23 protein-coding genes, 1 pseudogene and 1 riboswitch are annotated in these 26,320 nt (G+C 38.4%); of the genes and pseudogenes, 6 read left to right on the forward strand and 18 right to left on the reverse strand.

The features are described from left to right. Positions 1–85: 85 nt before the first annotated feature. On the reverse strand, positions 86–2,281 hold the full coding sequence (locus HUE98_RS09100) for a DUF5050 domain-containing protein (RefSeq protein ID WP_241420347.1): 2,196 nt from the start codon (positions 2,279–2,281) through the stop codon (positions 86–88). Positions 2,282–2,575: 294 nt separating this feature from the next. On the opposite strand from HUE98_RS09100, the gene HUE98_RS09105 reads away from it, so the two are divergent. Next, the gene (locus HUE98_RS09105; protein ID WP_241420348.1) at positions 2,576–3,715 is read left to right on the forward strand and encodes a YheC/YheD family endospore coat-associated protein; all 1,140 of its coding nucleotides are present in this window, start codon (positions 2,576–2,578) and stop codon (positions 3,713–3,715) included. Positions 3,716–3,763: 48 nt separating this feature from the next. Next, on the forward strand, positions 3,764–4,492 hold the full coding sequence (locus tag HUE98_RS09110) for a YheC/YheD family protein (protein WP_407080253.1): 729 nt from the start codon (positions 3,764–3,766) through the stop codon (positions 4,490–4,492). 55 nt (positions 4,493–4,547) lie between these two features. On the opposite strand, the gene HUE98_RS09115 is transcribed toward HUE98_RS09110, so the two are convergent. From HUE98_RS09115 to HUE98_RS09130, 4 genes and pseudogenes are all read right to left on the reverse strand, one after another. Next, complete coding sequence (locus HUE98_RS09115; protein WP_241420350.1) at positions 4,548–5,207, reverse strand: PIG-L deacetylase family protein; 660 nt, start codon at positions 5,205–5,207, stop codon at positions 4,548–4,550. A gap of 206 nt (positions 5,208–5,413) precedes the next feature. Further along, complete coding sequence (locus HUE98_RS18080; protein ID WP_318036552.1) at positions 5,414–6,004, reverse strand: RcpC/CpaB family pilus assembly protein; 591 nt, start codon at positions 6,002–6,004, stop codon at positions 5,414–5,416. After that, positions 5,981–7,306: pseudogene (locus HUE98_RS09125) on the reverse strand (CpaF family protein); the annotation flags it as partial. The pseudogene HUE98_RS09125 and the gene HUE98_RS18080, both read right to left, overlap by 24 nt. 124 nt (positions 7,307–7,430) lie before the next feature. After that, a riboswitch (cyclic di-GMP riboswitch) is annotated at positions 7,431–7,522 on the reverse strand. A 205-nt stretch (positions 7,523–7,727) separates the two neighbouring features. Next, positions 7,728–8,858 carry a pyridoxal phosphate-dependent aminotransferase gene (locus HUE98_RS09130; protein ID WP_241420351.1) on the reverse strand — a complete coding sequence of 377 codons (1,131 nt, stop codon included), beginning with the start codon at positions 8,856–8,858 and terminating at the stop codon, positions 7,728–7,730. Positions 8,859–9,066: 208 nt separating this feature from the next. Between HUE98_RS09130 and HUE98_RS09135 the strand changes: the two genes are divergently transcribed. From HUE98_RS09135 to asnB, 3 genes are all read left to right on the forward strand, one after another. Beyond that, entirely contained in the window at positions 9,067–10,095 is a 1,029-nt protein-coding gene (locus HUE98_RS09135; RefSeq protein WP_241420352.1) for a DnaJ C-terminal domain-containing protein, read from the forward strand. Between the two features lie 19 nt (positions 10,096–10,114). Beyond that, positions 10,115–10,420 (forward strand): chaperone modulator CbpM, encoded by a 306-nt coding sequence (locus HUE98_RS09140; RefSeq protein WP_241420353.1) that lies wholly within the window; start codon positions 10,115–10,117, stop codon positions 10,418–10,420. A 242-nt stretch (positions 10,421–10,662) separates the two neighbouring features. Next, positions 10,663–12,510, forward strand: a complete 1,848-nt coding sequence (asnB, locus tag HUE98_RS09145; RefSeq protein ID WP_241420354.1) for an asparagine synthase (glutamine-hydrolyzing) — start codon at positions 10,663–10,665, stop codon at positions 12,508–12,510. Here the strand turns inward: asnB and HUE98_RS09150 are convergent. Both HUE98_RS09150 and HUE98_RS09155 read right to left on the reverse strand, forming a co-directional pair. Continuing rightward, positions 12,507–13,073: a TMEM165/GDT1 family protein gene (locus HUE98_RS09150; protein ID WP_241420355.1), complete on the reverse strand. Its 567-nt coding sequence runs from the start codon at positions 13,071–13,073 to the stop codon at positions 12,507–12,509. The two genes, asnB and HUE98_RS09150, sit on opposite strands and share 4 nt — an antisense overlap. A gap of 191 nt (positions 13,074–13,264) precedes the next feature. Then, entirely contained in the window at positions 13,265–14,425 is a 1,161-nt protein-coding gene (locus tag HUE98_RS09155; protein ID WP_241420356.1) for an FprA family A-type flavoprotein, read from the reverse strand. A gap of 337 nt (positions 14,426–14,762) precedes the next feature. On the opposite strand from HUE98_RS09155, the gene HUE98_RS09160 reads away from it, so the two are divergent. Further along, the gene (locus HUE98_RS09160) at positions 14,763–15,113 is read left to right on the forward strand and encodes a DUF4870 domain-containing protein (RefSeq protein ID WP_241420357.1); all 351 of its coding nucleotides are present in this window, start codon (positions 14,763–14,765) and stop codon (positions 15,111–15,113) included. 55 nt (positions 15,114–15,168) lie between these two features. On the opposite strand, the gene HUE98_RS09165 is transcribed toward HUE98_RS09160, so the two are convergent. The 11 genes from HUE98_RS09165 to HUE98_RS09215 all read right to left on the reverse strand — a co-directional run bounded on the left by HUE98_RS09165 (position 15,169) and on the right by HUE98_RS09215 (position 26,220). Beyond that, a complete protein-coding gene (locus HUE98_RS09165; protein ID WP_241420358.1) occupies positions 15,169–17,253 on the reverse strand; it encodes a hybrid sensor histidine kinase/response regulator in 2,085 nt (694 codons plus the stop codon). A 24-nt stretch (positions 17,254–17,277) separates the two neighbouring features. After that, positions 17,278–17,433 (reverse strand): cyclic lactone autoinducer peptide, encoded by a 156-nt coding sequence (locus HUE98_RS09170; protein ID WP_241420359.1) that lies wholly within the window; start codon positions 17,431–17,433, stop codon positions 17,278–17,280. Beyond that, a complete protein-coding gene (locus tag HUE98_RS09175) occupies positions 17,426–17,899 on the reverse strand; it encodes a hypothetical protein (RefSeq protein WP_241420360.1) in 474 nt (157 codons plus the stop codon). The genes HUE98_RS09170 and HUE98_RS09175 overlap by 8 nt, the downstream gene beginning before the upstream one ends. Before the next feature lie 183 nt (positions 17,900–18,082). Beyond that, a complete protein-coding gene (locus tag HUE98_RS09180) occupies positions 18,083–19,564 on the reverse strand; it encodes a TrkH family potassium uptake protein (protein ID WP_241420361.1) in 1,482 nt (493 codons plus the stop codon). A 10-nt stretch (positions 19,565–19,574) separates the two neighbouring features. Then, complete coding sequence (locus HUE98_RS09185) at positions 19,575–20,246, reverse strand: potassium channel family protein (protein WP_241420362.1); 672 nt, start codon at positions 20,244–20,246, stop codon at positions 19,575–19,577. After that, on the reverse strand, positions 20,246–20,665 hold the full coding sequence (locus tag HUE98_RS09190; protein WP_241420363.1) for a potassium channel family protein: 420 nt from the start codon (positions 20,663–20,665) through the stop codon (positions 20,246–20,248). Before HUE98_RS09190 ends, HUE98_RS09185 begins: the two co-directional genes overlap by 1 nt. A gap of 40 nt (positions 20,666–20,705) precedes the next feature. Further along, positions 20,706–21,395 (reverse strand): response regulator, encoded by a 690-nt coding sequence (locus tag HUE98_RS09195; RefSeq protein WP_241420364.1) that lies wholly within the window; start codon positions 21,393–21,395, stop codon positions 20,706–20,708. Between the two features lie 135 nt (positions 21,396–21,530). Further along, entirely contained in the window at positions 21,531–21,896 is a 366-nt protein-coding gene (locus tag HUE98_RS09200) for a response regulator transcription factor (RefSeq protein WP_241420365.1), read from the reverse strand. Positions 21,897–21,958: 62 nt separating this feature from the next. After that, positions 21,959–23,815: a sensor histidine kinase gene (locus HUE98_RS09205; protein ID WP_241420366.1), complete on the reverse strand. Its 1,857-nt coding sequence runs from the start codon at positions 23,813–23,815 to the stop codon at positions 21,959–21,961. Between the two features lie 305 nt (positions 23,816–24,120). Further along, positions 24,121–25,350 (reverse strand): NAD(P)/FAD-dependent oxidoreductase, encoded by a 1,230-nt coding sequence (locus tag HUE98_RS09210; protein ID WP_241420367.1) that lies wholly within the window; start codon positions 25,348–25,350, stop codon positions 24,121–24,123. A gap of 3 nt (positions 25,351–25,353) precedes the next feature. Further along, entirely contained in the window at positions 25,354–26,220 is an 867-nt protein-coding gene (locus tag HUE98_RS09215; protein WP_241420368.1) for an SPL family radical SAM protein, read from the reverse strand. Between the last annotated feature and the right edge of the window lie 100 nt (positions 26,221–26,320).

A 26,320-nucleotide genomic window follows, 5' to 3' on the forward strand; every position in this document is an offset into this window, starting at 1 on the left:
TTAAGCAGAATAAAAACCATGACAACAGTTTATATCCGTTTAAAAAAACTGGCTCAAAGGATTAAAAGGTTAAAAACCGTAAACTCTAATCAAAATACTGCAAGATACTGCCGTCAAGACTAATCCTATATAAAACTTCTTCTTCCCATTTAACAAAATATATCCAATCATCTAATACATTTAAATATGAATAAAAATCATCACTATATACATTATTAAGATTACTTCCATCTGTTCTCATATTATAGAGACTGTAAATACTATAATCATCTTCCCAGCAATTAAAATATATCTGGTCACCGTATACATTAAGAGAATCAGAATCGTGGTAATTAAGGCGGGTTCGATTGCTTCCATCGGTTGTAATTTTATAAATCGTATAATCGTCGTCTATATTAACGTAATAAATCCAGTCATCCACTACATTTAAAGAAACAGCTCCATCCCCCACCACACTAGTCTTCTCCCTGCCATCAAGCCTTATCTTATAAATATTTATCATATCAGAATAATATATCCAGTCACCAACTACATTGACTCCTGTGAAACTAAAATGTCCATCAAAACCTTTATCCAAGATAGTTAGTTCACTGCCATCGGTTCTCATCTTATAAAGATTAGAGTAATCATCATCATGAAATTCACATCCAGTGAAATAAACCCAATTATCTACAACACTAATGAAAAAATTCCAATAATAATCACTTAAAAGGGTTCTTCCAAGACCATCGGTGCCAATCTTGTAAATCCTGTTGTCATCATCATAATTGCTGTAATATATCCAATCTCCAACTACATTTATATAGCCTGAATCATCATTATTTAGACGGGTATATTCACTACCATCTTTTTTAATTTTATAAAGATTTCCCCTATCGCTGGGGTTAGAATAATAGATCCATTCACCCTGGTGGGCAACAAAAGCACCATTAACAATATTTCCTGTGGTATTGCCCCTGACTTCCTTTTGTACTTCCAAGCCCTGCTCCTGATTATGTCCTTGAACTTCCCCCGGCCCTGTAAAATTATCATCATATGGCAGTCCACTTAACGTATTTTCAACCGATGCAGTCTTGTCATCTAGAGATATTAATTCTCCATCTAAATAGCTCGACAAAAAACTAATAATATTTAATGATATAATGCCTAACAGAACTAAAACGCCAAAGACTCCCAGAGTAATTAAAAAGTAGTTGGGTTTTTTTGATGGAGGTGCAGCTTTGGCTTTCAAGGCTTCCCCAGGTGAAGGCCCGGACTCAGGCTGAACCTCTGAAGAACTTTCCCCAGAAGAGGGAAGTTCCGGAGGAGGGACAGCAGCTTCCCCTAAGAGTGCTTGTTGAAATTCCCGCACTGTCTGAAAACGATCGGCTCCACGGACTGCCATAGCTTTCAGTATTGCCCGTTCCTGGTTTTCATCAATTGTCACCCCCAGTTTTGAAGGAGGCTCCAGTGTGTCCTGTTCCAATCGATCCAGAGATTCAGGAGGCATTTGCCCGGTAATCATCCGATATAGAGTAGCTGCCGTGGCATAAATATCCGTCCAGGGACCCTGGATACCCTTACTTCGGTACTGCTCCTCCGGCGTAAAGCCGGGTTTTAGTATAATGGATAAACTACGTCCTTTGTCCTTTATGGACTGGCGAGCCGCTCCAAAGTCTATTAAAATTACTTGGCCCTTGCGGTTGATAAAGATATTGTCTGGAGAGACATCCCGATGTAATACGTTTATTTCATGAACTTCATGCAGGGCATCCAGCACAGGCATAATTATATTCATGGCTTTATCAACAGGGAGTTTATCTCCTGAGAGTTTCAAATAACCTTTTAAAGTGACTCCTTCTATATAGCTCATTACTATGTATGCCGTTTGATTAGCCTGAAAATAATCCCGCACCGATACAATGGATGGGTGGTCCTCAAATTGGGCTAGAGTTCGAGCCTCCTGTAAAAATTTCTCCAACCCATATTCATACTGGCTGTTTAAACTGCCCGAATAAGCAGAAACCTGGCTCTGTCCCACGGTTCGAGATGCAAGATCTTGAGGATAATATTCCTTGATGGCTAACTTAATATTTAAGTTCATATCCCAGGCTAAATATGTAATTCCAAAACCACCCTGTCCCAGCGCCCGCCCGATTAAAAGTTTTTCGTTTAAAATTGTGCCCGGGGGTAAGTGAGCCGGCGATTCTGGAGGTGTCCCTTCAATAAATCCACAATGAGGACATTCCAAGGCTTCACCCTTATCTTCCAAACAGCCTAAACATAAATAATTTAAATTCATGATATCACCCCAATTTTTAATAAGCTTGTAAAAATTAAACCTCAGATAAAAATATTTATCTCATATATATTAACTATGCAACCTTAAATATCCTTTGAATTAAGTAATGGTTATTAATTTAATTTAGTGAAAATCTTATTTTTTTCATAGAGTAACTTACCATACAATCTTTGCATACTGTAGTATTAAAAAATGACTGTGCCAAAAGATGTGTTCTAATATTTATGTTGTTATAGAAAAAACAATATATGGCACTCTTCATGGTAATTAAAAAAAGAATTTTGGAGGATCATTATGAGTGAAACAAATTTAATAACAGAGTTAAAGAGACCTATAGTAGCTGTATTTGTAAGCAGGAGAGTAATAAATAAGTTAAAAAATCGAAAGAATAATTGTTATTTCAGGCTTAAAAAATTGAATCAGGTTAATAAGATTGCCGGTACTACTTTGTATTTATTCTCTTACAAAGACGTAGATTTTGAACATTGTATAATTAAAGGAATCTATTTTGATGAAACTGAACAAATTTGGAAAGAAAATGACTTCCCTTTCCCCGATGTTCTCTACGACCGGGTTAAAGGAAATTTACAACAAAGAAAAAATTTTAAGCTTGTTCGTGAGAGATTTAAAGAGATGGGGATTAAAAAAATAAATCCTCTGGATTACTTTGATAAGTATGAATTATATAAACTAATAGAAAAAAATGATACTTTACGTCCCAATTTACCTATAACCAGACTCCTGGAAAGCACCACCGATCTTAAATTCATCTTGGAAAAAAGCAGAAGTATATACTTAAAGGCCTGCAGGGGAAGTCGGGGTAAGCAGGTTATGGCCATAACTAAAATATCAGATACTAAATATAAATATAGCTTCTATTCTAAACAAGTTGTTGTGGGTGAAGTAAAGGATTTATATGCTCTTTTTAGAGTAATTCATTGGTTTTTTCAAGGGAAAAAAGTTTTAGTTCAGCAGGCTATTGACTTACTGACCGTTGACAACCGAATTATAGATATTCGAGGTGAGCTTCAAAGGAATGGAAATGGAGAATTAGAAATTACGGCTGCTCCTGCCAGGATGGGAACAAAAAATGCTCCAATTGCTACCCGGGGCAAAAGTTACCCTTTCGAAGTATTATTTAAAAAACATTTTCAACTTTCAGATGATAAAATTAAAGAGTTAAAAAATACTGTTGACTGCTTTCTTATTGCTGTTTACAAGTATCTTGAGGAATCTTATGGATTATTTGGGGAAATCGGAATTGATGTCGGCTTAGATAAAAATGGTAAAGTATGGTTAATTGAGTGTAATGCTAAGTCTGCCAAAGTTTCTTTGTGTAATACAGGGGATAAAGAAACAATTGAAAAAGCATTCCTTAATCCCTTGGAGTATGCAAAGTATATCAGCTGTGAGTTAAATAACGCCGCAGGTTAAAAAAAATCTTAAGAATGGAGTGAAATTTATACAAAGGAATTGATTTATATGACACGTTACCAGGTTGTCCGCAGTAAACTAAAAAAAACCAGGGTTATGCAGAGTGACGATAATTTATGTAAATTCATTCCAAAAACAATAATATATAATAAAAGTAATTTAATCGAGATGTTAAACAGTTATTGCCTAATATTTGTTAAACCCGACCGCGGAAGAAAAGGGTTAAAAGTAGCTGGGATTAAAAGATATAATGAACATTTTATAGTCCACTACAATTGCAACAGATTATTAATGAAAGAAATTTCAAATGTTAACGACTTTGTTAAGGTACTTTCCGGCGGTAAAAAATTCTTAATTCAGCAGGGAATTGATGTCCTGCAAATTAATGAGAGACCTTTTAATTTAAGGATATGGGTACAGAAACCGTATAATGCTTGGGAGATAACCGGTATTACTGCTGTACTGGCTGCACCCAAAAGAGTAGTAACAAATTACCGCCAGGGAGGAACACTTTTACCTTTTAAAGAGGTCATTAATAAGACGGGTGCTGATTTCAGGGAAATTAAAGAATTAACATCAATGCTTTATCACATTGGGGATCATACAGCAAAGGTCTTGAATAAAGAATATAGCAATTTAAGGGAATTAGGTATTGATATCGGTCTTGACCAAAGGTTTTGGCCATGGATAATAGAAGTGAACACAAAACCCAGGATTATTATTGGAAATGCTAAAATACTACAGTACCATAGAATAATCATTGATAGTTTAATATAAATAGAAGAACCTGCGGCAAATTAGAATCATGTCTTAGGAGATTTATCAAATATAATTATTTATTTACCTTTAATACTTGAAATAATTCCCATTTCTTTTCTTTGCTGACCAAAATATCATTTTTTTCGTATAATTTTTTTATAGATTTTAGATGATTAATATTTTCGATTTGAGATTTATGTAGTTTTAATGCTTTTTCCTTTAATTCAAAATAATTTGATATATCTTCTTTAAAAGTTACGACTGGTAATGGCGTCCAAGTTTCATAACACAAGACTTTTCTCACCATCCATGGTGGCCTGTCAAACTCAAAAAGAATTGGCAGGCCAGCTCTTTTTATAGCTTCAATAACAATTTCATTAGTTTTTTTATGATCTCTATGCCCATCATTAATATGTGGAACATACACCACACAGGGTTTTTCAATTTTAATAATATTTGTAACACTGTATATATTTTTTTCATTACAGCATAATAAGCCATCCTGATTTCTAAGATAGATTAGTTTATTTATACCGATTAATTTAGCTGCTTCTCTAGACTCATTTTCTCGAATCTTGGCAAGTTTTTCCTTTGAGTATCTTTTGCTGCCAGCATCTCCAGAAGTCATATACACTGCGGTAACTTGGCTGCCTCTCTTGACATGTTTAGCCAGACTTCCTCCACAGCCTATCAGATCATCATCTGGATGGGGAGCAAAAACTAAAACTTTCATTATACTCCCTCCTTGAATTAACTATTTCTTTCATTAACACTTAAATAATTATATGTTTGAAATATATAAAATTCCAATATTATACTTTGTATACTATTCCATCACCATAGAAACTGGAACTAATTATTTAATTCCTATGAAATTGTCAAGGCTAACTGGCTTTTAGTATCTCTTAAAAAAAGCCACTCCATTTCCATGGAAAGGCTTTAATGTGTCCTTACTGTTATATAGAAAGTTCCTTTCACGCTGGCATATACTAGTTTTTCTGCCTGTTCAGGGGTTGCTGCAATAAATATAACCTCAGGTTTTCCGGGAGATCCCTCTAAGGTTTCAGTTTTCCATGGATCCGACAGAACCAATGCATTTTCAACAATGGTGGAAGCAGAAAGCCCTCTGTTATCCCTTTCATCAGCATAAACAACTAGAATATCTACTTTACTGCCATAACTAATGAAATTGGCTATTGGCTCTAACCCGCTGACCGATATATTAATACCCCTCATATTTTCCGGTATTAAGCTGCAGAGGTTTCTCTCTCGATCTCTGTAAAACCCTGTTGGTTGTGTTTCGTTCACCTGAGAAAAGCAGGTAGAACCAGTTGATGTTAGTGGAACTTCCAGTTCTTCTAAAGCAAAAATATCCGGCCGGACCACTTTACCAGATTCTCCTGATGAATTTTTTTCTGGCTCATGGAATGCCTGGTAATCTGGTTCAGACTCAATGACATTATTTTGCTGTTTCCATTCAGGTATTCTTTCTATAGAAAAATCTTCTCCCCGTAGAAGAATTTTTTCCATACATTGAGGAACGATACCTGTAGGTTTGTGTTTCCCTTGAACCATACCTTCCGGATCTGTTCCTTTTTGCTCATAGACAAAAATATCCTGGGTTTTAATATTATCATCTTCCATACCTATAAGCTCAGTAATTTTTGTAATTTTCCTGGTTCCATCAGACATACGAGCCTGTTGAACAATAATATTAACAGATGAAGCTATCTGTTCCCTTATGGCACAAAGAGGTAATTCCATTCCCGCCATTAGTACCATAGTTTCCAAACGTACTATTGCATCTCGAGGACTGTTGGCATGGAGTGTGGAAATTGAACCATCATGACCGGTATTCATGGCCTGAAGCATGTCCAGTGTCTCTCCTCCCCGAACTTCTCCCACTACGATACGATCTGGTCTCATTCGCAAACAGTTACGGACCAGTTCTCTAATGGAATACTCTCCTTTTCCCTCAATATTAGCAGACCTGCTTTCCAAAGTAATGACGTGTTCCTGTCGAAGCTGAAGTTCTGCCGTATCTTCAATGGTTACTATTCTTTCCCCCTCAGGAATAAAGCTGGAAAGGACATTCAGCGTAGTAGTTTTGCCACTGCCAGTTCCCCCGGATACAATAATGTTCAACCTTGTCCTAACACAGGCTTCAAGAAAATCAATCATATCCTTGGTTATACTATTGAAGTTAATCAAATCTTCCGTCTGAAAGGGATCTGTAGAAAATTTTCGGATAGTCAGTGAAGGCCCTGTTATTGACAAGGGTGAAATAACTGCATTCACCCTTGAACCATCAGGCAGCCGGGCATCAACGGCGGGACTGCTCTCATCAATCCTTCTGCCCAGAGGGTTAATTATTTTATTAATAATGTGCAGTACATGGTCATCATCCCGGAAACTTACGTCGGTTTTGTGAAGCTTCCCACCCTTTTCCACGTAAATTTTATCAGATCCGTTAACCATTATTTCTGTAACGTTGGGATCACTAATTAGATTATTTATGGGGCCAAAACCGAACATTTCATTTGTAACATACTCAATTACTTTCTGTTTTTCTCCTTGGGATAGGGGTATTCTGTTTTCCATTAATATTTCATTCAGAGATTCAAGAACTTTTTCATCAAACTGCTTTTTTTGAAACTCATTGATATTATCCATTTGGATATGCTCGTCTAGTGTATCAATTACTTGTCGGAGCGTCTGATTAGCAATCTGATCCATTTCCTTTTTTTTATGAGTATTAACTGTTTTTTGTTTCTCTAATTGTGACTGTGTTGATTTTACTTCGTTTAGCTTGTATGTACTTTTTGAAAACATAAATTATCCCCCTTTCCAAAGATTAATTTTTTAATGGTGAAAGGTCTTTCTAATTTATTTTTTGTAAAATAAAAAACCCGACAGGCCGGGTTTACAGGTTATTTTCATACATAAAAATTCCTGTATAGGCGGCCAAGGCAATCATAGTTCCTTTATAAGGAACCTTAGATCCTGACTTTGCGTCCCAACCTTTCGGAAGGTTTGCCCTTTACTTTCAGGAATAAAGTTAATAAATAGTATTTAATACAAATAATATACACTCTATCACATTATAACATGTCCGTTACTTTTTGTCTAATTTAAGCTAACCCGAGATCCCAATAGATTATGGGAGGACTGCTTACGGTAATTTTTTAGCTAGAATTTAGAACACAGAAAAAGCACTGATAGAGATTCACAAGGGTTCCCCTCAACAATTTACTTATATTTGTATACGATCATTTAAATAATTTTCCAGTCTGTTCATCCCCTCAGCAATATTTTCCAGGGAGTTGGCATAGGAAATACGCAGGTATCCCTCACCATTTGACCCAAAATCAATTCCAGGAGTAAGGGCTACCTTGGCCTTTTTTAGGATTTCAAAGGAAAAAGTATAAGAATCAGTAGTGTATTTACTTATATTGGCCAGTGCGTAAAATGCACCAGTGGGTGGCACCTTAGCGGCAATTCCCATAGCCTTTAGTCGAGTCAACAGATAAAGCCGTCTTTGGTTATAAACCTTTGTCATCTCTTCAACTTCTTTTTGACAATATTTTAAGGCAGCACGGCCGGCCTCCTGCACAAAGGAGGTGACGCTAATAAATATGTTCTGCTGCAGTACCTGCATATAACGGATGTATTCCGGCGGAGCAATCAGGTAACCCAGGCGCCATCCGGTCATGGCATATTTTTTTGAAAAACTATTTATCACAATAGCCCGGTCTGTAAATTCCAGGATGCTGTGGTCCCGGCTTTCATAATTCAATCCATGATATACTTCATCAGAAATAATGCAGCATCCAATATCAGCTATTTTTTTCAGTTCTTCCGGTGAAAAAACGTTTCCCGTGGGGTTACAGGGAGAATTAATCAAAACTGCCTTGGTAGTAGGAGTCAGCTGTTTAATTAATTCTTCAGGTCTATACTTAAACCCATCCTCTTCCTTCACACTAACTTCCCGGGGAGTGCCCCCGGAGAAACGAATAAAATTAGGGTAACAGGCGTAATGAGGATTAGATATCACTATCTCCCCTCCCTCTACCAGTAAAGTTGAAAAAGCTATGAGCATGGCCGGGGAAGCTCCAGAGGTAATGATCACCTGTTCAGGAGAAATATTTACTCCATAATTTTGATCATAATAATGAGCAATATCTTCCCTTAGATCCCATTTCCCCAGACTGTGAGTGTATTGGGTATCCCCATCTTTAATAGCTTTAATGACTGCTTCTTTCACCGGTTCCGGAGTATTAAAGTCAGGTTCTCCAATTTCTAAGTGTATTATATTTTCTCCTCGGGCCTCCATCTGCTTGGCTTTTTCTAAAACCTCCATAACCATAAATGGTTTTATTTCCATTTACAATCTCCTTCTCTCTCTTTAAATTCATCATATTTACAATTATTAAATTTCTCTAAAGGTTGTTTTAATCCCTCTAGACAGCATTGTTTTTACTGTGTAATTTTAGTATAATTTCATTTAGAATAAAGTAACTATAAAGATTAATGAACAATCATTTAGTTTAATAGTTGCGGAAATTACTATATATGTTGAGGGGTAGCAGACCATGGGAGTAAAATATCAAGACTATTATAAATTATTAGGCATAGAACGAAGTGCCTCAGAAAAAGAAATTAGAAATGCCTACAGAAAATTGGCCAGGGAAAGCCATCCCGATCTTCAGCCCAAGGAAAAGAAAAAAGAAGCGGAAGAAAAGTTTAAGCTGATTAACGAAGCCTATGAGGTTTTGAAAGATCCAGAAAAAAGAAAGCTGTATGATCGCTTTGGCGCCGACTGGAAGCATGGGGAAGATTTCTCTGCCCAACAACAGCAGTGGAATACTGAACACAGAAGCAGCACCCATTCCTTTGACTTCGGTTCAGAATCCGGCGGCAGCGGCTTCAGTGATTTTTTTGAGGCTATGTTTGGCCAGGCTTTCCGGGACAGGGGTGCCGGAGATTTCCAGAGGGCCGGCGGCTTTCAAAGGCCCCGCAGGCCCCGGAAGGGAATGGATGTTACGGCAGAACTGGAGGTCACTCTGGAGGAAATCTTTTTTGGGGAAGAAAAACAATTTCAAATATCTATGCAGGATTTATGTGGTGTCTGTGGGGGTACCGGAGTTCAGGAAAACAGTTTCTGTTCCGGCTGCGGAGGCACTGGACATACGAACAATATAAAAACTTTAAAAATTAAAGTCCCCAAGGATGCCCGGGAAGGCAAAAAGATTAGATTGAAGGGACAGGGTGGTGAAGCTGAACCCGGAGCACAGCGGGGTGACCTTTACTTAAAACTAAAAATAAAGCCGCACTCAGTTTATAAGTTAAAAGGAAATGACCTGGAGGCTGACCTTTTGGTTCAGCCCTGGCAGGCAGTCTTAGGTGACAGGATTTCTGCTCCTACCTTGGAAGGATCTGTTCGGGTAAAAATTCCACCCCGTACCCACAGCGGACATAAAATGCGGCTTCGGGGAAAAGGAATGCCTAAAAAAGACGGTTCCAGAGGAGATTACTATTTGAAAGTTGTGGTAGATATTCCCCAGGAAGTTACTTCCCAGGAAGAAGAATTATATCGAAAGCTTTCCGAAATCAATCACTAACTAATGAGGAGTAAAACTCATGAAAAAGTATCAGTTAGAAATATTTTGCTTTGAAGCTAAAATATGTGATGAAGATTTTAACTGGGTAGATCTGTCCCAACTGGGTTTACCGGAAGAACTGATTCGGAAGATGTCCGAAACGGGCATAGTAGAAATGCAGAATAATAATGTCCGTTCCGACCAAATTGGCCGCATCTATAAAGCACTGCGCTTGCGACAGAATTTAGGGATTAACCTGGCCGGAGCCGGAGTAATCCTGGATCTTATGGAGGAAATGGAATCTTTGAGGGAAGAAATAAAGAGATTAAAAAGAGAGTTTTTCTAAACTCTCTTTTTTTTTGAGTAACCTCCGGGCAATTCTATGCATAGATTATTAATAAATAAGAGATATATCCTCAGGTACTTTATGTATCTATTTTGGCAAAGGTGCCACAAATGGTTATTTGTGGCACCTTTGCATTAAAATCATTAAGATATTTAACTGCTTTAAGTAAATTTCTGATAAATTTAAAGTAATCGAAATAATTTAAAAGGATATGTCTTATATATTTAAGGAGGAATCAATACATGTGTGGAATTACAGGGTGGATTCACTGGAAAAAAGATTTAACAAAAGAAAATCATATTTTAAGTAGAATGACTGAAGCTCTACATAATAGAGGTCCAGATGATTATGGTTACTGGATTTCCCCCAGAGCAGCTCTAGGACATCGTCGTCTGGTGGTAGTGGACCCTGAAGGGGGAATCCAGCCTATGACCCGAAAAAGGGGAAAATACGGCTATACCATTGTTTACAACGGTGAACTTTATAACACCCTGGGACTCAGAAAAGAACTACAGGGTTTAGGATATCAGTTTGAAAGCCGGCATTCCGATACGGAAACCCTGCTGACCGCTTTTATGGAATGGGGAGCCGATAGTCTTCTGCGCTTAAATGGAATATTTGCCTTCGCTGTTTTTGATGAATTGGAACAAAGCCTGTTTTTAGCCCGAGACCGCCTGGGGGTAAAACCCCTCTTCTATTATCCAACAAAAGACGGACTGCTTTTTGCCTCAGAGCCAAAATCTATTCTCATCCATCCCGAGGTGACACCGGCAGTGGAGGCTGAAGGTTTGGCAGAAATCTTTGTGATGGGCCCTTCCAGGACTCCGGGACATGGTGTTTTTAAAGGGATGTATGAAGTAAAGCAAGGACATTACATAATTTGCAACCGGGAAACAATTCAAAAACGACGCTACTGGCAGCTGAAAAGTAAAGTTCATAGAGACGACCTGGAGGGAACAGTACGTAGAGTTAAGTATTTGTTGAGGAATGCCGTAGAGCGTCAGCTGGTTTCAGATGTCGGAGTCTGCACTCTTCTCTCCGGTGGCCTGGACTCTACAGCCTTAACCGCTTTTGCAGCCGATGCCTTTAAGAAAAATGATAGGGGGCCCCTTCATACTTTTTCCATAGATTATGAGGATAATGATGATTTTTTTCTGGCAAACAGTTTTCAACCAGACTCTGACTCCAAATGGGTAGATTATGCATCGGATTATTTAGGAACAGTACACCACCGGAGGGTTGTAAAAATTCCTGATCTCACTGAATCCCTTATGGGTGCCATGCGAGCCAGGGATCTGCCGGGAATGGCGGATGTGGACTCTTCTCTTTATCTCTTTTGTAAGGAGATAAAAAAGAAAGCCACTGTAGCCCTTTCTGGGGAAGCAGCGGACGAAATATTTGGTGGTTATCCCTGGTTTCACAATGAAGAAAGTTTGAATTCAGATTCTTTCCCCTGGATTCGTTCTTTAAAAGATCGGCTTAAAATCCTTTCCCCGGATTTAGTCAGTTTAATCCAACCGGAGGATTACTTAAGGAACCGTTATCAAGAAACTCTTGCAGAAGTACCTATACTAGAGGGGGAAGAACCGCTGGAGGCCCGACGGAGAGAGATATTTTATCTGAATATTATTTGGTTTATGACCACATTGTTAGACAGGAAAGACCGCATGAGCATGGCCCATGGGCTGGAGGTAAGGGTGCCTTTTTGTGACCATAGGTTAGTAGAGTATGTCTGGAATATTCCCTGGAGCATGAAAACCTGCGGGGGACGGGAAAAGGGAATTTTAAGAAATGCATTGTCCGGAGTAGTCCCTCCCAAAATCATAGAACGAAAAAAAAGCCCATATCCAAAAACTCATAACCCGGCTTATACCAAAATTCTAAAAAAAATCCTTACAGAAAAACTAGCCGATCATAACTCTCCCCTTCTGCCACTGGTAAACTCTAACGCCATGTTTTCACTTTTAAAAATGACAAAGGATGAATACGGTATACCCTGGTTTGGACAGTTAATGAGCACTCCACAATTATATGCTTATTATATTCAGCTAGACAGCTGGCTCAGAGAGTACCGAATAAAAATATGTTAAAACAACGCTAACCCCTGCCAAAGAATTAATAACCCAAAAAATAAAAAAACACCGGTGGATATATATGTAAGATTTTTTTCAGGAATTTTTGAAAGATATTTTCCTCCTAAGAAGGCGGCAATCCCTTGATTTACAGCCTGAGCGCTCATTGCCCCGAAAAATACCGGTAGGGGAGCCTGATAAATAGCAGAAAAAGCCAGGACAGCAAACTGGGTTTTATCTCCCATTTCAGCAAAAAAAACTGTTATAAAGGCTTCCGTGAAGGCAGAACGGTCTGAAGATTTTAATTCATCCTTTTGCTCTTTTTTATAATACGTATATAATCCCATTACAATAAAAAATGTTCCGCTTACAACGGCAATAATATCTGGCCGCAGGTAATCTGATATTAAATGACCCAGGCCGATTCCCATAGCGGTTAGAATAGAAAGGGACATCATTACACCCCAAAAAACTTTTAGTGGGGTGTATCTAGAACTTAGAGTTAAGGTAATAAACTGACTTTTATCTCCCAGTTCAGCAAACAGAACAGCTAAAAAAGTAGTAAAGAATGCAGTAAACATCTAAGATCTCTTCCTTATAATTTATATTTCTAGTTCTCAAGAGAAGGCAAATGCTCTACCCCAGTTCTTATGTTAAGCATTTTTAACACATTAAATACTATCTATACCCCTTAAGAGAATTACTTCTCCAAAGGGGTTTTTTTTTCCTCCTAAATATCAGCTTTATGCAATTTCAATGAGCAGATATATAATTATAGGGTTTTCAATAAGTTTTCAGTCACTTCCTGCAAATCATCTTCATTGGGAACATATTTAATTCTAATATTGTCCAGCATTTCAAATTTACAGTTTTTTAAGATCTCCTCCACTACACCTACACTTTCACCACTCCAACCGTATGAACCAAAGGCCAGCCCAATTCTTTTTTTGGGGGCTAATCCCTTCATATAGGTTAAAAAAGCTGAAACCGAGGGAAGAATTCCGTTGTTCAACGTTGGGGATCCTACACATATATATTTGGATGTGATTACATCGGTCATAATATCAGAAATATGAGTGCTCTTAAGACTCCTCATTTGCGTAATGATTCCCTTACTTTCAAAGGCAGATTGGACTGCATAAGCAATTTGCTTGGTGGAATTCCACATGGAATCATAGATAATAACTGCTTTTTCCTGGGTTTCATTACCTGCCCATTTCACATATTCTTTTAAAATAGCAGGTATCTTTGAACGCCAGATTAGCCCATGGCTGGGACAGATAGTTTCAATTTCCAATCCCGAAGCTGCCTCCAAGGCTTTCTGTACCTGAGCTCCATAGGGCAGCACGATGTTAGCATAATATTTTTGTGCTTCTTCAATTACAATATCTAAAGGGATCTGGTCATCAAACCTTTCTGCACTTGCTATATGCTGTCCGAAAGCATCATTGGAGAAAAGCATCTTTTCTTCAGGCATATAGCTTACCATGTTATCTGGCCAGTGAACCATGGGAGTTTGTACAAAGCTCAGGCTCCTCTCCCCTATATTTAGGCTATCTCCGCTTTTAACCACTGTAAAATTCCAATCATTTTTATAGTGGGCGTTTAATCCTTTCTCTCCATTGGGAGAGGTGTAAAGTTGGGCATTATCAGCCACCTTCATTAATTTCGGCAGACTTCCCGAGTGGTCCATCTCTACATGATTTGAAATTATATAATCAATTTTTGAAGGGTTCACTACTTGAGAAATTCTTGCTAACATCTCATCGAAGAGATAGTGTTTAACGGTGTCAATTAACGTAATTTTCTCATCTATAACCAGATAAGCGTTATAGGTACTCCCCCTTTGGGTTTTATAACCATGAAAATCTCTTACATCCCAGTCAATAGCACCTACCCAATAAATATTATCTTTAACCAGTACCGGCTTCATACAATTCCTCCTTTGTGTGTTTATAAAGATTATTATACAATAATTTTAACTAATAATAATTATTGGCTAAGATAGCTTCAAAATCCTGCCTGGAAATATGATTTTTTTATAATATAAATATTATTCTTTCGGATAACCTGACATAGCATTTATATTTAGAATTCTACAGCTTATTTTCTATACTAACAATATAAAAGATAGATAAATAAGAGCTAAAGAAAAATAAATTGTGTTATAATTAGATTAATACATATTGCTGTAGGCGCCTCATTAAATTTTAATTAAAGTATTAAAACTGATTCACATATCACAATAATTTGAGAGGAGAAAAAATCATATGGACGACTTTGAAAAACAATCACGCCTTTGGGGTATGCTTTGTCACCTTTCAGGACTCTTGTTGTTGACAGGGATTCCCTTTTCAAATGTACTTGGACCCCTGATAATCTGGTTGATTAAAAAAGAGGAATATAATTTTGTGGATGAACAAGGAAAGGAAGCTTTAAACTTCCAAATTTCTATCACTATTTATGGAATTATATCAAGTATATTGATTATTCTTGTCATCGGGATATTTACCTCCATTGCCCTTTTTATTCTCTACTTTGTATTGGTTATCACTGCTTCAATTAAAACCAGCAACGGTGAACCGTATCGCTATCCCCTGACCATAAGATTCATTAATTAGTTATTGGCAAAAAAAATAGCATATTACCAAAGGGTATCTCACCTAATATACTCATTCAAACTTTAACTTTATTATCGATAATTTTTGCTAAAGCCCTGCTTATTTGTTTAATTTGATAGGGTTTATTAACACATTCGGAAAAACCATAGTATTGATAATTTGCAATGACGGGATCATCGGAGTAACCGCTGGAAACGATTGCTTTAACTTCAGGATCAATTTTCCGTAACTGCTTGATAGCTTCTTTACCTCCCATTCCCCCAGGTATGGTTAAATCTAAAATTACGGCAATAAAAGGGGATTCAGCTTTCTCAGACAAAGCCTCTTTGTAGAGGCGTATAGCTTCTGCACCGTTGTATGCGCAGGAAACGTGGTAACCAAGGTATTTCAGCATTTCACTGCAGGTCTTCAAGATCAATTCATCGTCGTCCATAATCAAGATACGGCCCTCACCAAAATATAATTGTTTATTTTCTTGAGGTTCCAGATAAGGTCCAGCATAAGCAGGTAGATAAACAAAAAAATTTGAACCCAGTCCTGGTTGAGACTCTACTTGAATTATGCCTCCGTGATTTTGAATGATTGTATGGGAGGTTGCCAGACCAAGGCCGCTTCCTTTTAATTTAGTGGAATAAAAAGGATCAAATATTTTATCCAACTGGTTGGCTGGAATACCGACTCCTTCATCAACAATACTTATGCGAACATAATCTCCCGGAGGAAGGGGTAAAACATTTTTTATTTCATTTCCTTCTAAGGTTATGTTACAAGCACTCAAGGATATTTTGCCTCCTCCGGGCATTGCTTGAACGGCGTTAATCACAATATTATTTATTACCTGCCCGATCTGTGATTCATCCGCCTCTACCGGGTAAAGATCCTCTGCAACCTGGATTTCGTGAACTGACATAGACCCTGATAAAACGAAACCAACGGTATCCATTAACAGCTTTTGCATATGGACAGTTTTCTTGACTGGTGCGCCTCCCTTGGCAAAAACGAACAATTTTCGGGTTAGCTCCCGGGCCTGAAGGGATGCATTCTCCATATGTTCAAGGTTTACACTAATTTTTTTATCTTTATTTCGTATTTTAACCAGGGAGATATTCCCAAGAATAACCGCCATAAAATTATTAAAATCGTGAGCAATTCCTCCAGCTAAAAGTCCGATGGAATCAAGCTTATCTGCTTTAAGAATCTCTTCATTCATTTTCTTCTGCTGAGTAATATCGTTCACAGTTAAAACAACCTGTTCCACATCACCGGCCGGATCAAAAATGGGTGCGCCGCTGATAGAGAGGTAAATTGTTTCTTCTTCGTTATGGTGAATAGTTCCCGAATTATTGTAAACCGGTTCCCCCCCGGCCAGGACTTTCCAGAAGACTTCTGCGGGGCTGCGGAAAACGTTATCCTCAGAACCGGTAATCTTTTTATTAAATAATTCCTGTAGTGCAGGTCCTTTTAAATCAAAAATTTGTTCAAGCCGAGTGTTGACATATATAATATTGCAGCAGCGGTCTAACACCATAATCCCCGCCGGGCTGGTGTCCATCATTCGTGCGATTAAGTCTCGCTCCTGCCTAAGTTGTCCGGCGTTCTCTTTTTCCACCTCCAGTATACCACTCAAAAACCAAGCCAAGATAAATAAAATACCACCGAGAACCAGGAGCGCTTCAAAGGGTTCTGCGGCCTGATTCCAGGTGAAATCCATGCCCCTCCATAGTAGAAACAAGCTTATCATAGAAGCGCCGGCAAAGGCTATCCCCCAACGTTTTCCTAAGGTAATACAGGAAAGGGCTACCGGCAGTAAATAAATAGAGCCAAAAAGCCAAAGGTGCTCCCTCTGAGAGTTAGCTAGTACTACGGTTATTACTAGGAATAATACTGTGTGTTTGGTAATATTCCAACACAACAGTACACTTTGTTTATGCCCCCGCTGAAAATAATGATAATCCATCAGAATAAATATTGCTGCCGGTAAAATAGTACTCATAAGTATTATCGTGGAAGTGTAAAAAGTATATTCTTTCAAATTAGCGACGACGATTAAGATGATAATAGTTATCAGATAAGCCATAATGTGTGCAGCCAGGCTCAGCTCTGCCAAAGATTTTTGTCGTTTTTCTTGCCAATCCTTCATTTTTTACTACCCCTTTATGTTATCTCAGCGGCGCAGCTTGGCCGGCATTTTGGGTTCGTAAGAAAACCACCATGATGCAGAAGCAGCACCGGCGTTAGCCACCACTTCCCGTTCTTCGGGGGGCAGTCCAGCCAGCAGGCCAATCTTTTCGGCGACACTCTGTCCCAGGTACCTAGTCATAATTCTCCCCTTCTCTTACGGGGTGGACTTTTCTCCATTGGTTTACCGCCAAAGCTATCAAAAACAAAAAGATTATATGAGGCCAGGCAATCAGAATGTGTATCGTTTCACCTAGAGCTATTTGATCCATATTGGTATCTGTTAACAGCAAAAAAAGATATATAAAAACTGTTTCAGAAACGGCAAGAATAATACCAATTACCAGCGTTATCAACAGACACCGGCTAAAATTGATTTTCAGCTGTATGGTGAGCAGTAATGCCAGTATGATCATCAAAATAATAAAATGAACACCGAAGTCAAGGGGCATCAACCGGACCAAATAAACAATTACAGCAAAAAAAACACCGATGAGTAAGATTGGTTTAACCTCCAATCTTTTCTTACAGAGAACTACCGCCAGACTGGTCACAGCCAGGGCTTCAGGCAAAGTTTGGCATAACCAAAATAACAAATTAAGTTTCAAAGATTTCATCTCCTGTTAATAATTGCTGATTCACAATATAATTCTACAAAAACCCAAAAAAACCCTTTACCCAAAGTTATTTGATATTTTTATAGAGTTTTTAGTATTAGAATAAAAGGCAAGTCTCCACCTCATCATTAAAATATGTAGGGTACAAATAAAACAGCACCTACTGGTGCTGTTTTATTTTATAATGTAATTTTTAAAATCCCTTCCTAATTTAAATAGAGATACGAAGATAATGATGAATTCCAAGCGTCCCAAGGTCATGCCAAATATTACGGTCCAGAGGATATGAGGAGGGGCCTGAGAAGATACAATTCCCACGGATAATCCCACCGTTCCTAGGGATGAGGCAAGTTCAAACATAGAATCCCCCAGAGGGTAACCACTGGCCACGAAAATTAAAACTCCTAGAAAATAAGTGATTACAAACAAATATATAAAGTTTGATACCTGGTTAATTTGTTGAGGCGACAGGTAATCTTTACTCTCTCCCTTCCACACATAATTTTGGATTACCGCGCTTCGAGGCAAAAAATATTTTTTAAATTCCCAGGTTAACGATTTAAACATAACATATATGCGGTACTGTTTTATACCGCCGGCAGTGGAGTTTACCCCTCCCCCCACCAGCATTAAAAGGATAACCACAAGAATTCCAAACATATTCCAGTTGTTAAAGGAGACGGTAGAAAAACCGGTGGTGGATAAGGCTGATATAGTCTGAAATAAGGAAATTCTAAAGGTCTGTCCCAGACCAAAATAGATCTGTCTCAGGCCTAAAAAAGCAACTGCCGGTACAGCCAATGAAGTCAGGACAATCACCAACTGAATTTCACCACTGCGGAAAAAATCTTTGATTCTCCCCCGTAAGAGCAGATAATGAGTAGCAAAGTTGATGGTGCCCAAAAGCATCAGCACCATGGTTACCATTTCCACCGTCAGGCTGTTCCATTCCCCGATGCTGTTGGTTTTGGTAGAAAATCCCCCCGTAGACAATGCAGCCATGGAATGATTTAATGCATCAAAAAAAGACATACCGGCTGTAAGGTACAACACCAGACCTGTAAGGGTATAACCAAAATAAATGGTAAGAATCAACTTAGCTGAACGTCGAATTTGGGGCAGCAGCAGTTCCGTCCGTCCTTCTGCCTGATACAGCCCCAGACCATGGGGACCGATAATGGCTGATAACATGATAACCGCTAGACCGGCACCCCCGAGAAACTGCATAAAACTCCTCCAAAACAGAAAAAGAGCTGGAGTTTCCTCCACATTCATCACCGATAGACCAGTGGTAGTCCACCCACTAACTGTTTCAAAAAGAGCATGTAGTGGACTACATAATCCGGATATTATAAAAGGAAGGGTAGAAAACAGGATGGTAAGAAACCATGCCATTACCACAATTACTCCACCTTCAGCGATGGTCAAGGCAGGTTCATTCTTTATCTTTCCAGTACTGAAGAAATATAAAGTTCCTCCCGTTATGAGAGCTAATGAAGACGCCCACAAAAAGGATGCTGCATATGGCAATTCTTGAGAATATGATATTAAAAAAAACAGGGGAACCAGTAAGAAAATACCTACTGCAGTTACAATTACCCCTACATATTTAAAAATGGTTAGATATCGTTCCCTTAATAATAACCTATGCCGCACAGTAACCACCTCAGCTTCGTTGATCCGGACCACACAATTTGTTTAGCATTTTAGACTGACTCTTAGGAAGAGATATAATTACAACTTTATCCCCCGCCTGCAGGCAAGTGCTGCCCTTTGGTATAAGAATATCATCTTTTCTTATTACTGTTGCCAGAATAGAATCCTGGGGAAGTCCCAGGTCCGATATACATGAACCAACGGATGGGCATTTTTCATCCAAAATTACCTCCGTCATGGTAATCTTTCCAGCTTCTAAGGGAATCAGATGAGTAATGTTGTCAAAGGAAACCTGCTGTTCTACCAGGGAACTCAACAATGTTGCTGTACTGAAAGCCGAAGTTACCCCCAAGCGCAGAAAAATCTGCTCATGAGCCGGGTCATTAACCAGGGCAAAAGTCCTAGGCACATTAAACCTTTTTTTGGCCAGGTTGCAAATCATCAGGTTTTCCGGGTCAAAAGGGGTTAACGCAACCACCACATCAGCATCATTGGCACCGGCATCCTCCAGGTAAGCAGGGTCTGCGCCATCCCCGCAGATTACCATAACCTCCAGTTTACGGGCGATCTGTTCGCTGTCCTCTTTATCCTTATTTATAATTACCACTTCATATCCTTTAGAAAGAAATGTCTTAGTTAGAAAGTAAATAACTTTTCCACCGCCAACCAAAATAATTTTCATTATAAGTCCTCCATCTGTTCTTTCTTTAATATTAAATCTCGAAATCTTAATGCGGATAATGTAGTAGGACAGATGGTATTTATATTTAAATCGTCATAAATACTGGTTTTTGCAGGTTCAAAAACTCGAGCAAAAACCTGGGGCACGTTATATATATCTCTAGCAATTTGGGCCAGCATCATATTTACATTGTCATTTTCTGTAACCGTAACTACGATATCGGCATTTTTTATTTTTGCTTCCTCCAGCATTTCAATTTCTGTGGCATCGCCCACCAGGCTGAAACCGCTGAAATCAGAAGACAATCCTTTAAAGGAATCGGAATCTTTGTCTATTACTACTACATCCTGTCCCTCTGAAGACAGAAGGTTGGCAATGTAAGAACCCAGCTTTCCACAGCCGATTATTAGGACATACACTGCTGTTTCACGCCCTTCCTCATTATCTGGCAATTCTTAATTATGGTTGATTTTCCGATTTATCACCAAAATCAAACTGTTCCCGCTGGTATAAAAACTGTGCAGTTCTGCGTAGATTACTTTCCGCAGGTCCGTAAGTGGGATCTAACGCCAGCGCTACTCGATACATTTTTTGAGCTTCATTTTTATTTCCTTTAACTTCATTTAAAATACCCAGAAGATTAAATGGTTCCGGTTTGGTTGATTCTTCAGAAATGGCCTTGTGAAGATATCCTAAAGCTTTTTGGAAGTTTCTTTCTACTATACATTTTTTAGCAAACTGTAAAATATCCTGAAAAGAATCCAAATCCTCCTCCTTTAAAGTTCTCCGCTCCAGCACCTCCTGTACCAATCTGCGGATTTCCTCTGTAGAAAACGGTTTTCTGAGATAGTCAAAAGCTCCCATCTTCATAGCTTCAACGGCAGATTCAATGGTCCCGAAGGCAGTAATCATAATTACGCCTGTATTTTTTTTGTTAAAACTAACCCATTGTAGGACTTCCATTCCGCTCATTCCAGGAAGCTTCATATCCAAAAGAATCAGGTCAAATTCCTTTTCCTTTAATTTATCCAGAGCATCTTCTCCATTTACCGCTGTGTCCACTATATAATTGTTTCCCTCTAAACAGTGTCTCAGCATGAGGCGAATGTTCTTTTCATCGTCTACAATTAATATATTTTCCTGGGGCACTTATAAAACCTCCTTATCATTAATCTTAAGCCAAAACCCGAAGCCTATTGGTCAACTTATTAACTATTAAACTCAATTGCGTCATTTATAATAGAAATTTTCATTGTGTTAATAATTTAGGGGCACTATGGATGTTTATTCAGTATATTTTTTAATTTGTTTTATTAACTCCTCTGGTTTTAAAGGTTTTACCAGGTACTCCGATGCACCGCAGTCCCTGGCTTTTTTTATATCTTCTTCCTGGGCCTTAGCACTCAACATAATAATTGGGATTCCTTTTGTTAAATCATTTTCCTTTAAAGCTTCACATACCAAAAAACCATTTAGTTTTGGAATAATTATATCCAGCAATACCAGGTCAGGAAGTTCCTTTAGTGCAGTTTCTACCGCCGTAATACCATCTTCTGCCAATAGGACCTCATACCCATAGTTTATAAGGCACAGCTTTAGAGCTATTATAATATTTTTTTCATCTTCTACCAACAGTATTTTTTGTGACATCGCTGTCTCCTTGCCGAATGCTGTTCAAATCTAATAAGATTTTAAGATTGTAATATTCGGATTTATGCGGATACCGGAAGGGTAAAGGTAAAAGTACATCCCTTATCCGGAGTGCTTTCCACCCAAATTCTTCCGCCGTGGGCCTGGACAATCTCTTTAGCGATGGCCAAACCTAAACCGGCACCGCCGGAATTAGTGCCGGATTTCCCCGGAACCTGGACAAATTTTTCAAATATTTTATCCTGATACTCTTCTGGTATACCAGTGCCATTATCAGCTACAGAAAAATATAAACGATTTCCTTTTTCCTCCACCAGAATCTTAATTTCACCATCATTTTCCGTATACCGTAAAGCATTTCCTATAAGATTGGTTAATACCCAAATAATTTTATTGTAATCTGCGTTTACCCTGGAAAGGTTTTCGGGAAATGCCCACAGAATACCAATGGATTTTTCCTCTGCCTGGGATTTTAATGCAGCCACACTGGCTTCAACAATACTTTTTACCTCCACCGGCTCAATTTCCATATTAATTTTTCCTGATTCAAGTTTAGAAAGATCCAACAGATTATTTACCAAACGAATCAGCCTCTGACAATCCTCTTCTAGAGCGTCTAACAATTCTTGGGTTTCAAGATCCACTCTACCCAGCATGCCGCTTTTTAAAAGACCTACGCCCATAACGATAGAGGTCAGAGGACTGCGAAATTCATGGGAAACCGTGGAAACAAAGTCAGATTTTAACTGATCCACTTCTTTATAATGGGTAATATCCTTTAAGAGCGTTACCGCTCCTAAAAGCTGCCTGGACTCGTTAACTACTGGAGTTACTTCTAATTTAAAAAAGTGTTTCTTATTACCCTGAACTATTTCTATTATTCTTTGCTCTTCTGAACCAGCGGCTCTTCTGCTTAGCATAGTTTCCTTAATCATCTTAAATATGGTCTCGTTATTTATTACCTCTAAGAAATGATTATGGGTGCTGTTTTTTTCTTTTATATTAAATATATGTTCTCCCTGATGATTGACCAAAAGTATTTTATATTCTGCATCGGTGACAATAATGCCATCGGAAATGCTCCGGACAATGGCTTCAGATTTTTTCTGCTCGGCAATCAATTTGCTGATATTGGCCTGTTCATAAGTAAAAAGTTGTTGAGTCATTTTATTGAATTCCTGAGCCAATGCGCCAATTTCATCCCGCGAATCAATCTCTATTACCTGTTCCAGGTTTCCCTGGGCCACTTTTCTTACACTATTAGTAAGCTGGCGGATAGGTTTTATGATTACATTGGCAATATTAAACCCTAGAATTAAACTGATAATCACCGCTGTAATAGAAACAAAAATGGTTGAATAAGTAGCCCAGTAAGCGGAGGCTGAGGCAAATTCGTTGGCTTCCACCATTGCTTCCTGGTTAGTCTCTAAAAGCATCTGACAATATTCAATGATATCTTCAAACAGGGGCATTATTTCATTTACATACAGCTGCTGTGCGTCTTCTGTTCCATCCCGTTCAAAAGTTTCCCTGAGCCTTGGAAACTTCGATAAATAGACCACGTAGCTCTTTCTGATCTCATCCAATAGCGGGGCCTCCTGTGGTATAGTTATGTTATCCTCCGCCCGGTTCAACCAGCTCAAGAATTTTTCTTCATTTTCTATAAAAAGGGTTAAAGAATCAGGATCCTGATTAAAAAGAAACAGTAGTTCCGCGCTATCCTGTCTTTCCAAAGCCCTCATCATATTCTCCGCAGCAACCACACTCCTATAATTTTCAACCATGATGTTATTGGTAGCTTCACTTAAACGAAAAAAATTGTAGATCGCCCAAGAACTCACTACAATGGTTATAAGCGACAGAAGAAGAAAGCCAAACAGGATTTTCGTTTGTAGGCTCTTAAAATTTAATTGGCCCATTTTCAGCACTACTCCTCTAGTAAAAATAAAGACCCCTAATGATAGGGCCTGCTGGCATTCTGCTGCAAACTGTATGACGTTGATTTAACTGTTATTCTAAGTGTATACCTGTAGTAAATGATTGTAAAGAGAAGAATATATCCATATATACAATTCATTCGTATAAAAGAACATAAATATTAAATATATCTTTTAATATCCCTCATTATCTCTTTTACGCTTAGATTTACAATGTCACATTCCGGAATAAAAACATCCTCTTCTAATCAGTTCTTAGATGCGCTGCAGTGATACTGCCAAGAAAGTTAGAATTTGTCTCCGTATTGATAATCCTTGACCAGGTTAGACATTAATTCTTCTGTATTATGACTCCTGTTTAATAAAATTGAGTAGTCTTTTCCCGAAATGATAGCCTCTTTTAGAAGATATCCATAGGTCACATCCCCGATCAAAACAGCACCCACCAGCCTCCCTTTAGTAAAGAAAAGCTTTCTAAAATACCCAGAAGTAGAATCTCCACTGGTATATGTTTCCTTGTCTTTTTCATTTACATCACCGGCTGAATAAATCTGCATGCCCATAGCTTGGATTAAACTATAAGAAGGGATTTCTTTGTATATGGTCTCTTTCCCGGCAGCATTGAATCCCGCAATTTCACCCTGAGTTTTGGCCACCGGCCATCTCCCTTGAATTGACCCATTAAACTCTGTTACGTCCCCGGCTGCATAGACATGGGGATTAGAGGTTCTCAAGTTCTCATCCACCGTTACACCTCTTGTGCCCAGTATGCTGGAACTCCGTAAAAATCGGGTTTCCGGCGTAACCCCGGCAGCAAAGATAACTACTTCACCTCTAATATAATCACCATTTTTTAATAATACCCCATCTACCTTTTCTTGGCCGGAGATTTCTTTCACTTGGCTATCATAAAAAATCTCAACTCCCTGATTCCGTACCATTTGGTCAATTACAGAAGCTCCCTCCGGATCCAGCTGCCTGTTTAAAAGCTTATTAGAGTTTACCAAGAGTTTAACGTTCTTTTTCCATCTTCGTAGGGCACCTGCGGTTTCCATTCCCAAAACTCCACCACCAATAATAATAAAATCTTGGCAGTTTTCACCGTATTCTTTAATGATTTGGGTATCCTTATAAGACCTTAGGGTGAACAATCCTTTTTTTTCTAAACCCGATACTTCTGGAATTTTTGGACGACTTCCCGAGGCGATAATCAGTTTATCATAGAAGATTATTTTATTATCTTGGGTTGAAATTTCTTTTCCTGCCAGGTTAATGTCAACCACTTTTTGCCCCAGCAGTAAATCTATTTTGTTTTTCTTATACCATGATGGTTGATACACCAGGATATCCTCAGCAGAAAAACTGGTGCCCAGTCGATTGGAAAGTTGAATCCGGTAATAGGTCATATAAGGTTCTGCGCTGCAAATTAAGATTTCCTCTGAGTCAGTTACTCTTCGTACAGCCATAGCGGCAGAAACTGCGGCAATTCCATTACCTATAATAACGATGCCAGACATAAATCATTCCTCCATCCTTTCTCTCATGGGCTTCATATAACTGGACGGAACGCAATAGATTTTACGAAATTCATTAACGTTTTTGTAAAGAGAATTTTTATACTCTTTCCCGGCGCTTCCTCTGGAGTAGAGCTTTTTATAACGAGGGTAAACTTCAGAAAAGTTACTTTCAAGAAAACTCATAAAAGCAGGCTTAGTGGTCCCTCTAAGGTAAAGAGTGCCGGGCAGCATATAGTCAACTCCGATATCTCCCGCCTTCTTGATGATAAATTCCAAGTTCTCCCGGCTGTCCGTAAGATATGGAAGAATCGGCATCATGTGCAGTCCGATGCTGGCCCTGGTTTTTTTAAATTCCTTCAATACGTTAAACCGATTCTCTACGGGACTTGAACCAGGTTCCACAGCTTTTCGCAAGTTCTCATCCAAGGTGATAATGCTTTGGGCAATGTTAACATAAGTAATCCGGGAAAGCTGGTCAATCAGATGATAATCTCTTAATATCAAGTCAGATTTTGAAGATATGATAACCGGAGTTTTGTATTTTATCATCAATTTGAGTATTTCCGGCATCAATCGATATTTCTCTTCACAGGGTTGATAGCTGTCGGTAATCCCACCAATATTAATTACTTCACCCTTCCATTTGTGGCTGGACAGGGTTCTTTCCAAAACTTCCACAATATTAGTTTTAACAAATACTTCACCGAAAAAGTCTTCTGAATTAAGGTATTTTTGTGTATAACGGGCAAAACAGTAGGTGCACCCGTGTTCACATCCCCGGTAAATATTAAGGTCCCAACCGTAAGGGATTTTTCTTTTTAACTTAGTTAATGCGGTTTTGACGGTCATTTCTTTATATGAAGATTTCATATCCTTAACTCCTACAATAACTTATTTAAATATAATGGCATTTTATTATATAATTTAACGCCGTTTTATAAACAGCATGAAAATACAAAGACGATTATGT

Origin of the sequence: Candidatus Contubernalis alkalaceticus, assembly GCF_022558445.1 — a bacterium.
Classification (GTDB): Bacteria; Bacillota; Dethiobacteria; order SKNC01; family SKNC01; genus Contubernalis; species Contubernalis alkaliaceticus.

Excerpts from the sequence above, each read along its gene's own strand:
- HUE98_RS18080 (WP_318036552.1), bottom strand. The coding sequence starts at position 6,004 with ATGGAAAAAATTCTTCTACGGGGAGAAGATTTTTCTATAGAAAGAATA.
- HUE98_RS09160 (WP_241420357.1), top strand. The coding sequence starts at position 14,763 with ATGGACGACTTTGAAAAACAATCACGCCTTTGGGGTATGCTTTGTCAC.
- HUE98_RS09215 (WP_241420368.1), bottom strand. The coding sequence starts at position 26,220 with ATGAAATCTTCATATAAAGAAATGACCGTCAAAACCGCATTAACTAAG.
- HUE98_RS09150 (WP_241420355.1), bottom strand. The coding sequence starts at position 13,073 with ATGTTTACTGCATTCTTTACTACTTTTTTAGCTGTTCTGTTTGCTGAA.
- asnB (WP_241420354.1), top strand. The coding sequence starts at position 10,663 with ATGTGTGGAATTACAGGGTGGATTCACTGGAAAAAAGATTTAACAAAA.
- HUE98_RS09130 (WP_241420351.1), bottom strand. The coding sequence starts at position 8,858 with ATGGAAATAAAACCATTTATGGTTATGGAGGTTTTAGAAAAAGCCAAG.
- HUE98_RS09200 (WP_241420365.1), bottom strand. The coding sequence starts at position 21,896 with ATGTCACAAAAAATACTGTTGGTAGAAGATGAAAAAAATATTATAATA.
- HUE98_RS09115 (WP_241420350.1), bottom strand. The coding sequence starts at position 5,207 with ATGAAAGTTTTAGTTTTTGCTCCCCATCCAGATGATGATCTGATAGGC.
- HUE98_RS09185 (WP_241420362.1), bottom strand. The coding sequence starts at position 20,246 with ATGAAAATTATTTTGGTTGGCGGTGGAAAAGTTATTTACTTTCTAACT.
- HUE98_RS09205 (WP_241420366.1), bottom strand. The coding sequence starts at position 23,815 with ATGGGCCAATTAAATTTTAAGAGCCTACAAACGAAAATCCTGTTTGGC.
- HUE98_RS09155 (WP_241420356.1), bottom strand. The coding sequence starts at position 14,425 with ATGAAGCCGGTACTGGTTAAAGATAATATTTATTGGGTAGGTGCTATT.
- HUE98_RS09105 (WP_241420348.1), top strand. The coding sequence starts at position 2,576 with ATGAGTGAAACAAATTTAATAACAGAGTTAAAGAGACCTATAGTAGCT.
- HUE98_RS09210 (WP_241420367.1), bottom strand. The coding sequence starts at position 25,350 with ATGTCTGGCATCGTTATTATAGGTAATGGAATTGCCGCAGTTTCTGCC.
- HUE98_RS09170 (WP_241420359.1), bottom strand. The coding sequence starts at position 17,433 with ATGACTAGGTACCTGGGACAGAGTGTCGCCGAAAAGATTGGCCTGCTG.
- HUE98_RS09165 (WP_241420358.1), bottom strand. The coding sequence starts at position 17,253 with ATGAAGGATTGGCAAGAAAAACGACAAAAATCTTTGGCAGAGCTGAGC.
- HUE98_RS09140 (WP_241420353.1), top strand. The coding sequence starts at position 10,115 with ATGAAAAAGTATCAGTTAGAAATATTTTGCTTTGAAGCTAAAATATGT.
- HUE98_RS09110 (WP_407080253.1), top strand. The coding sequence starts at position 3,764 with ATGACACGTTACCAGGTTGTCCGCAGTAAACTAAAAAAAACCAGGGTT.
- HUE98_RS09100 (WP_241420347.1), bottom strand. The coding sequence starts at position 2,281 with ATGAATTTAAATTATTTATGTTTAGGCTGTTTGGAAGATAAGGGTGAA.
- HUE98_RS09135 (WP_241420352.1), top strand. The coding sequence starts at position 9,067 with ATGGGAGTAAAATATCAAGACTATTATAAATTATTAGGCATAGAACGA.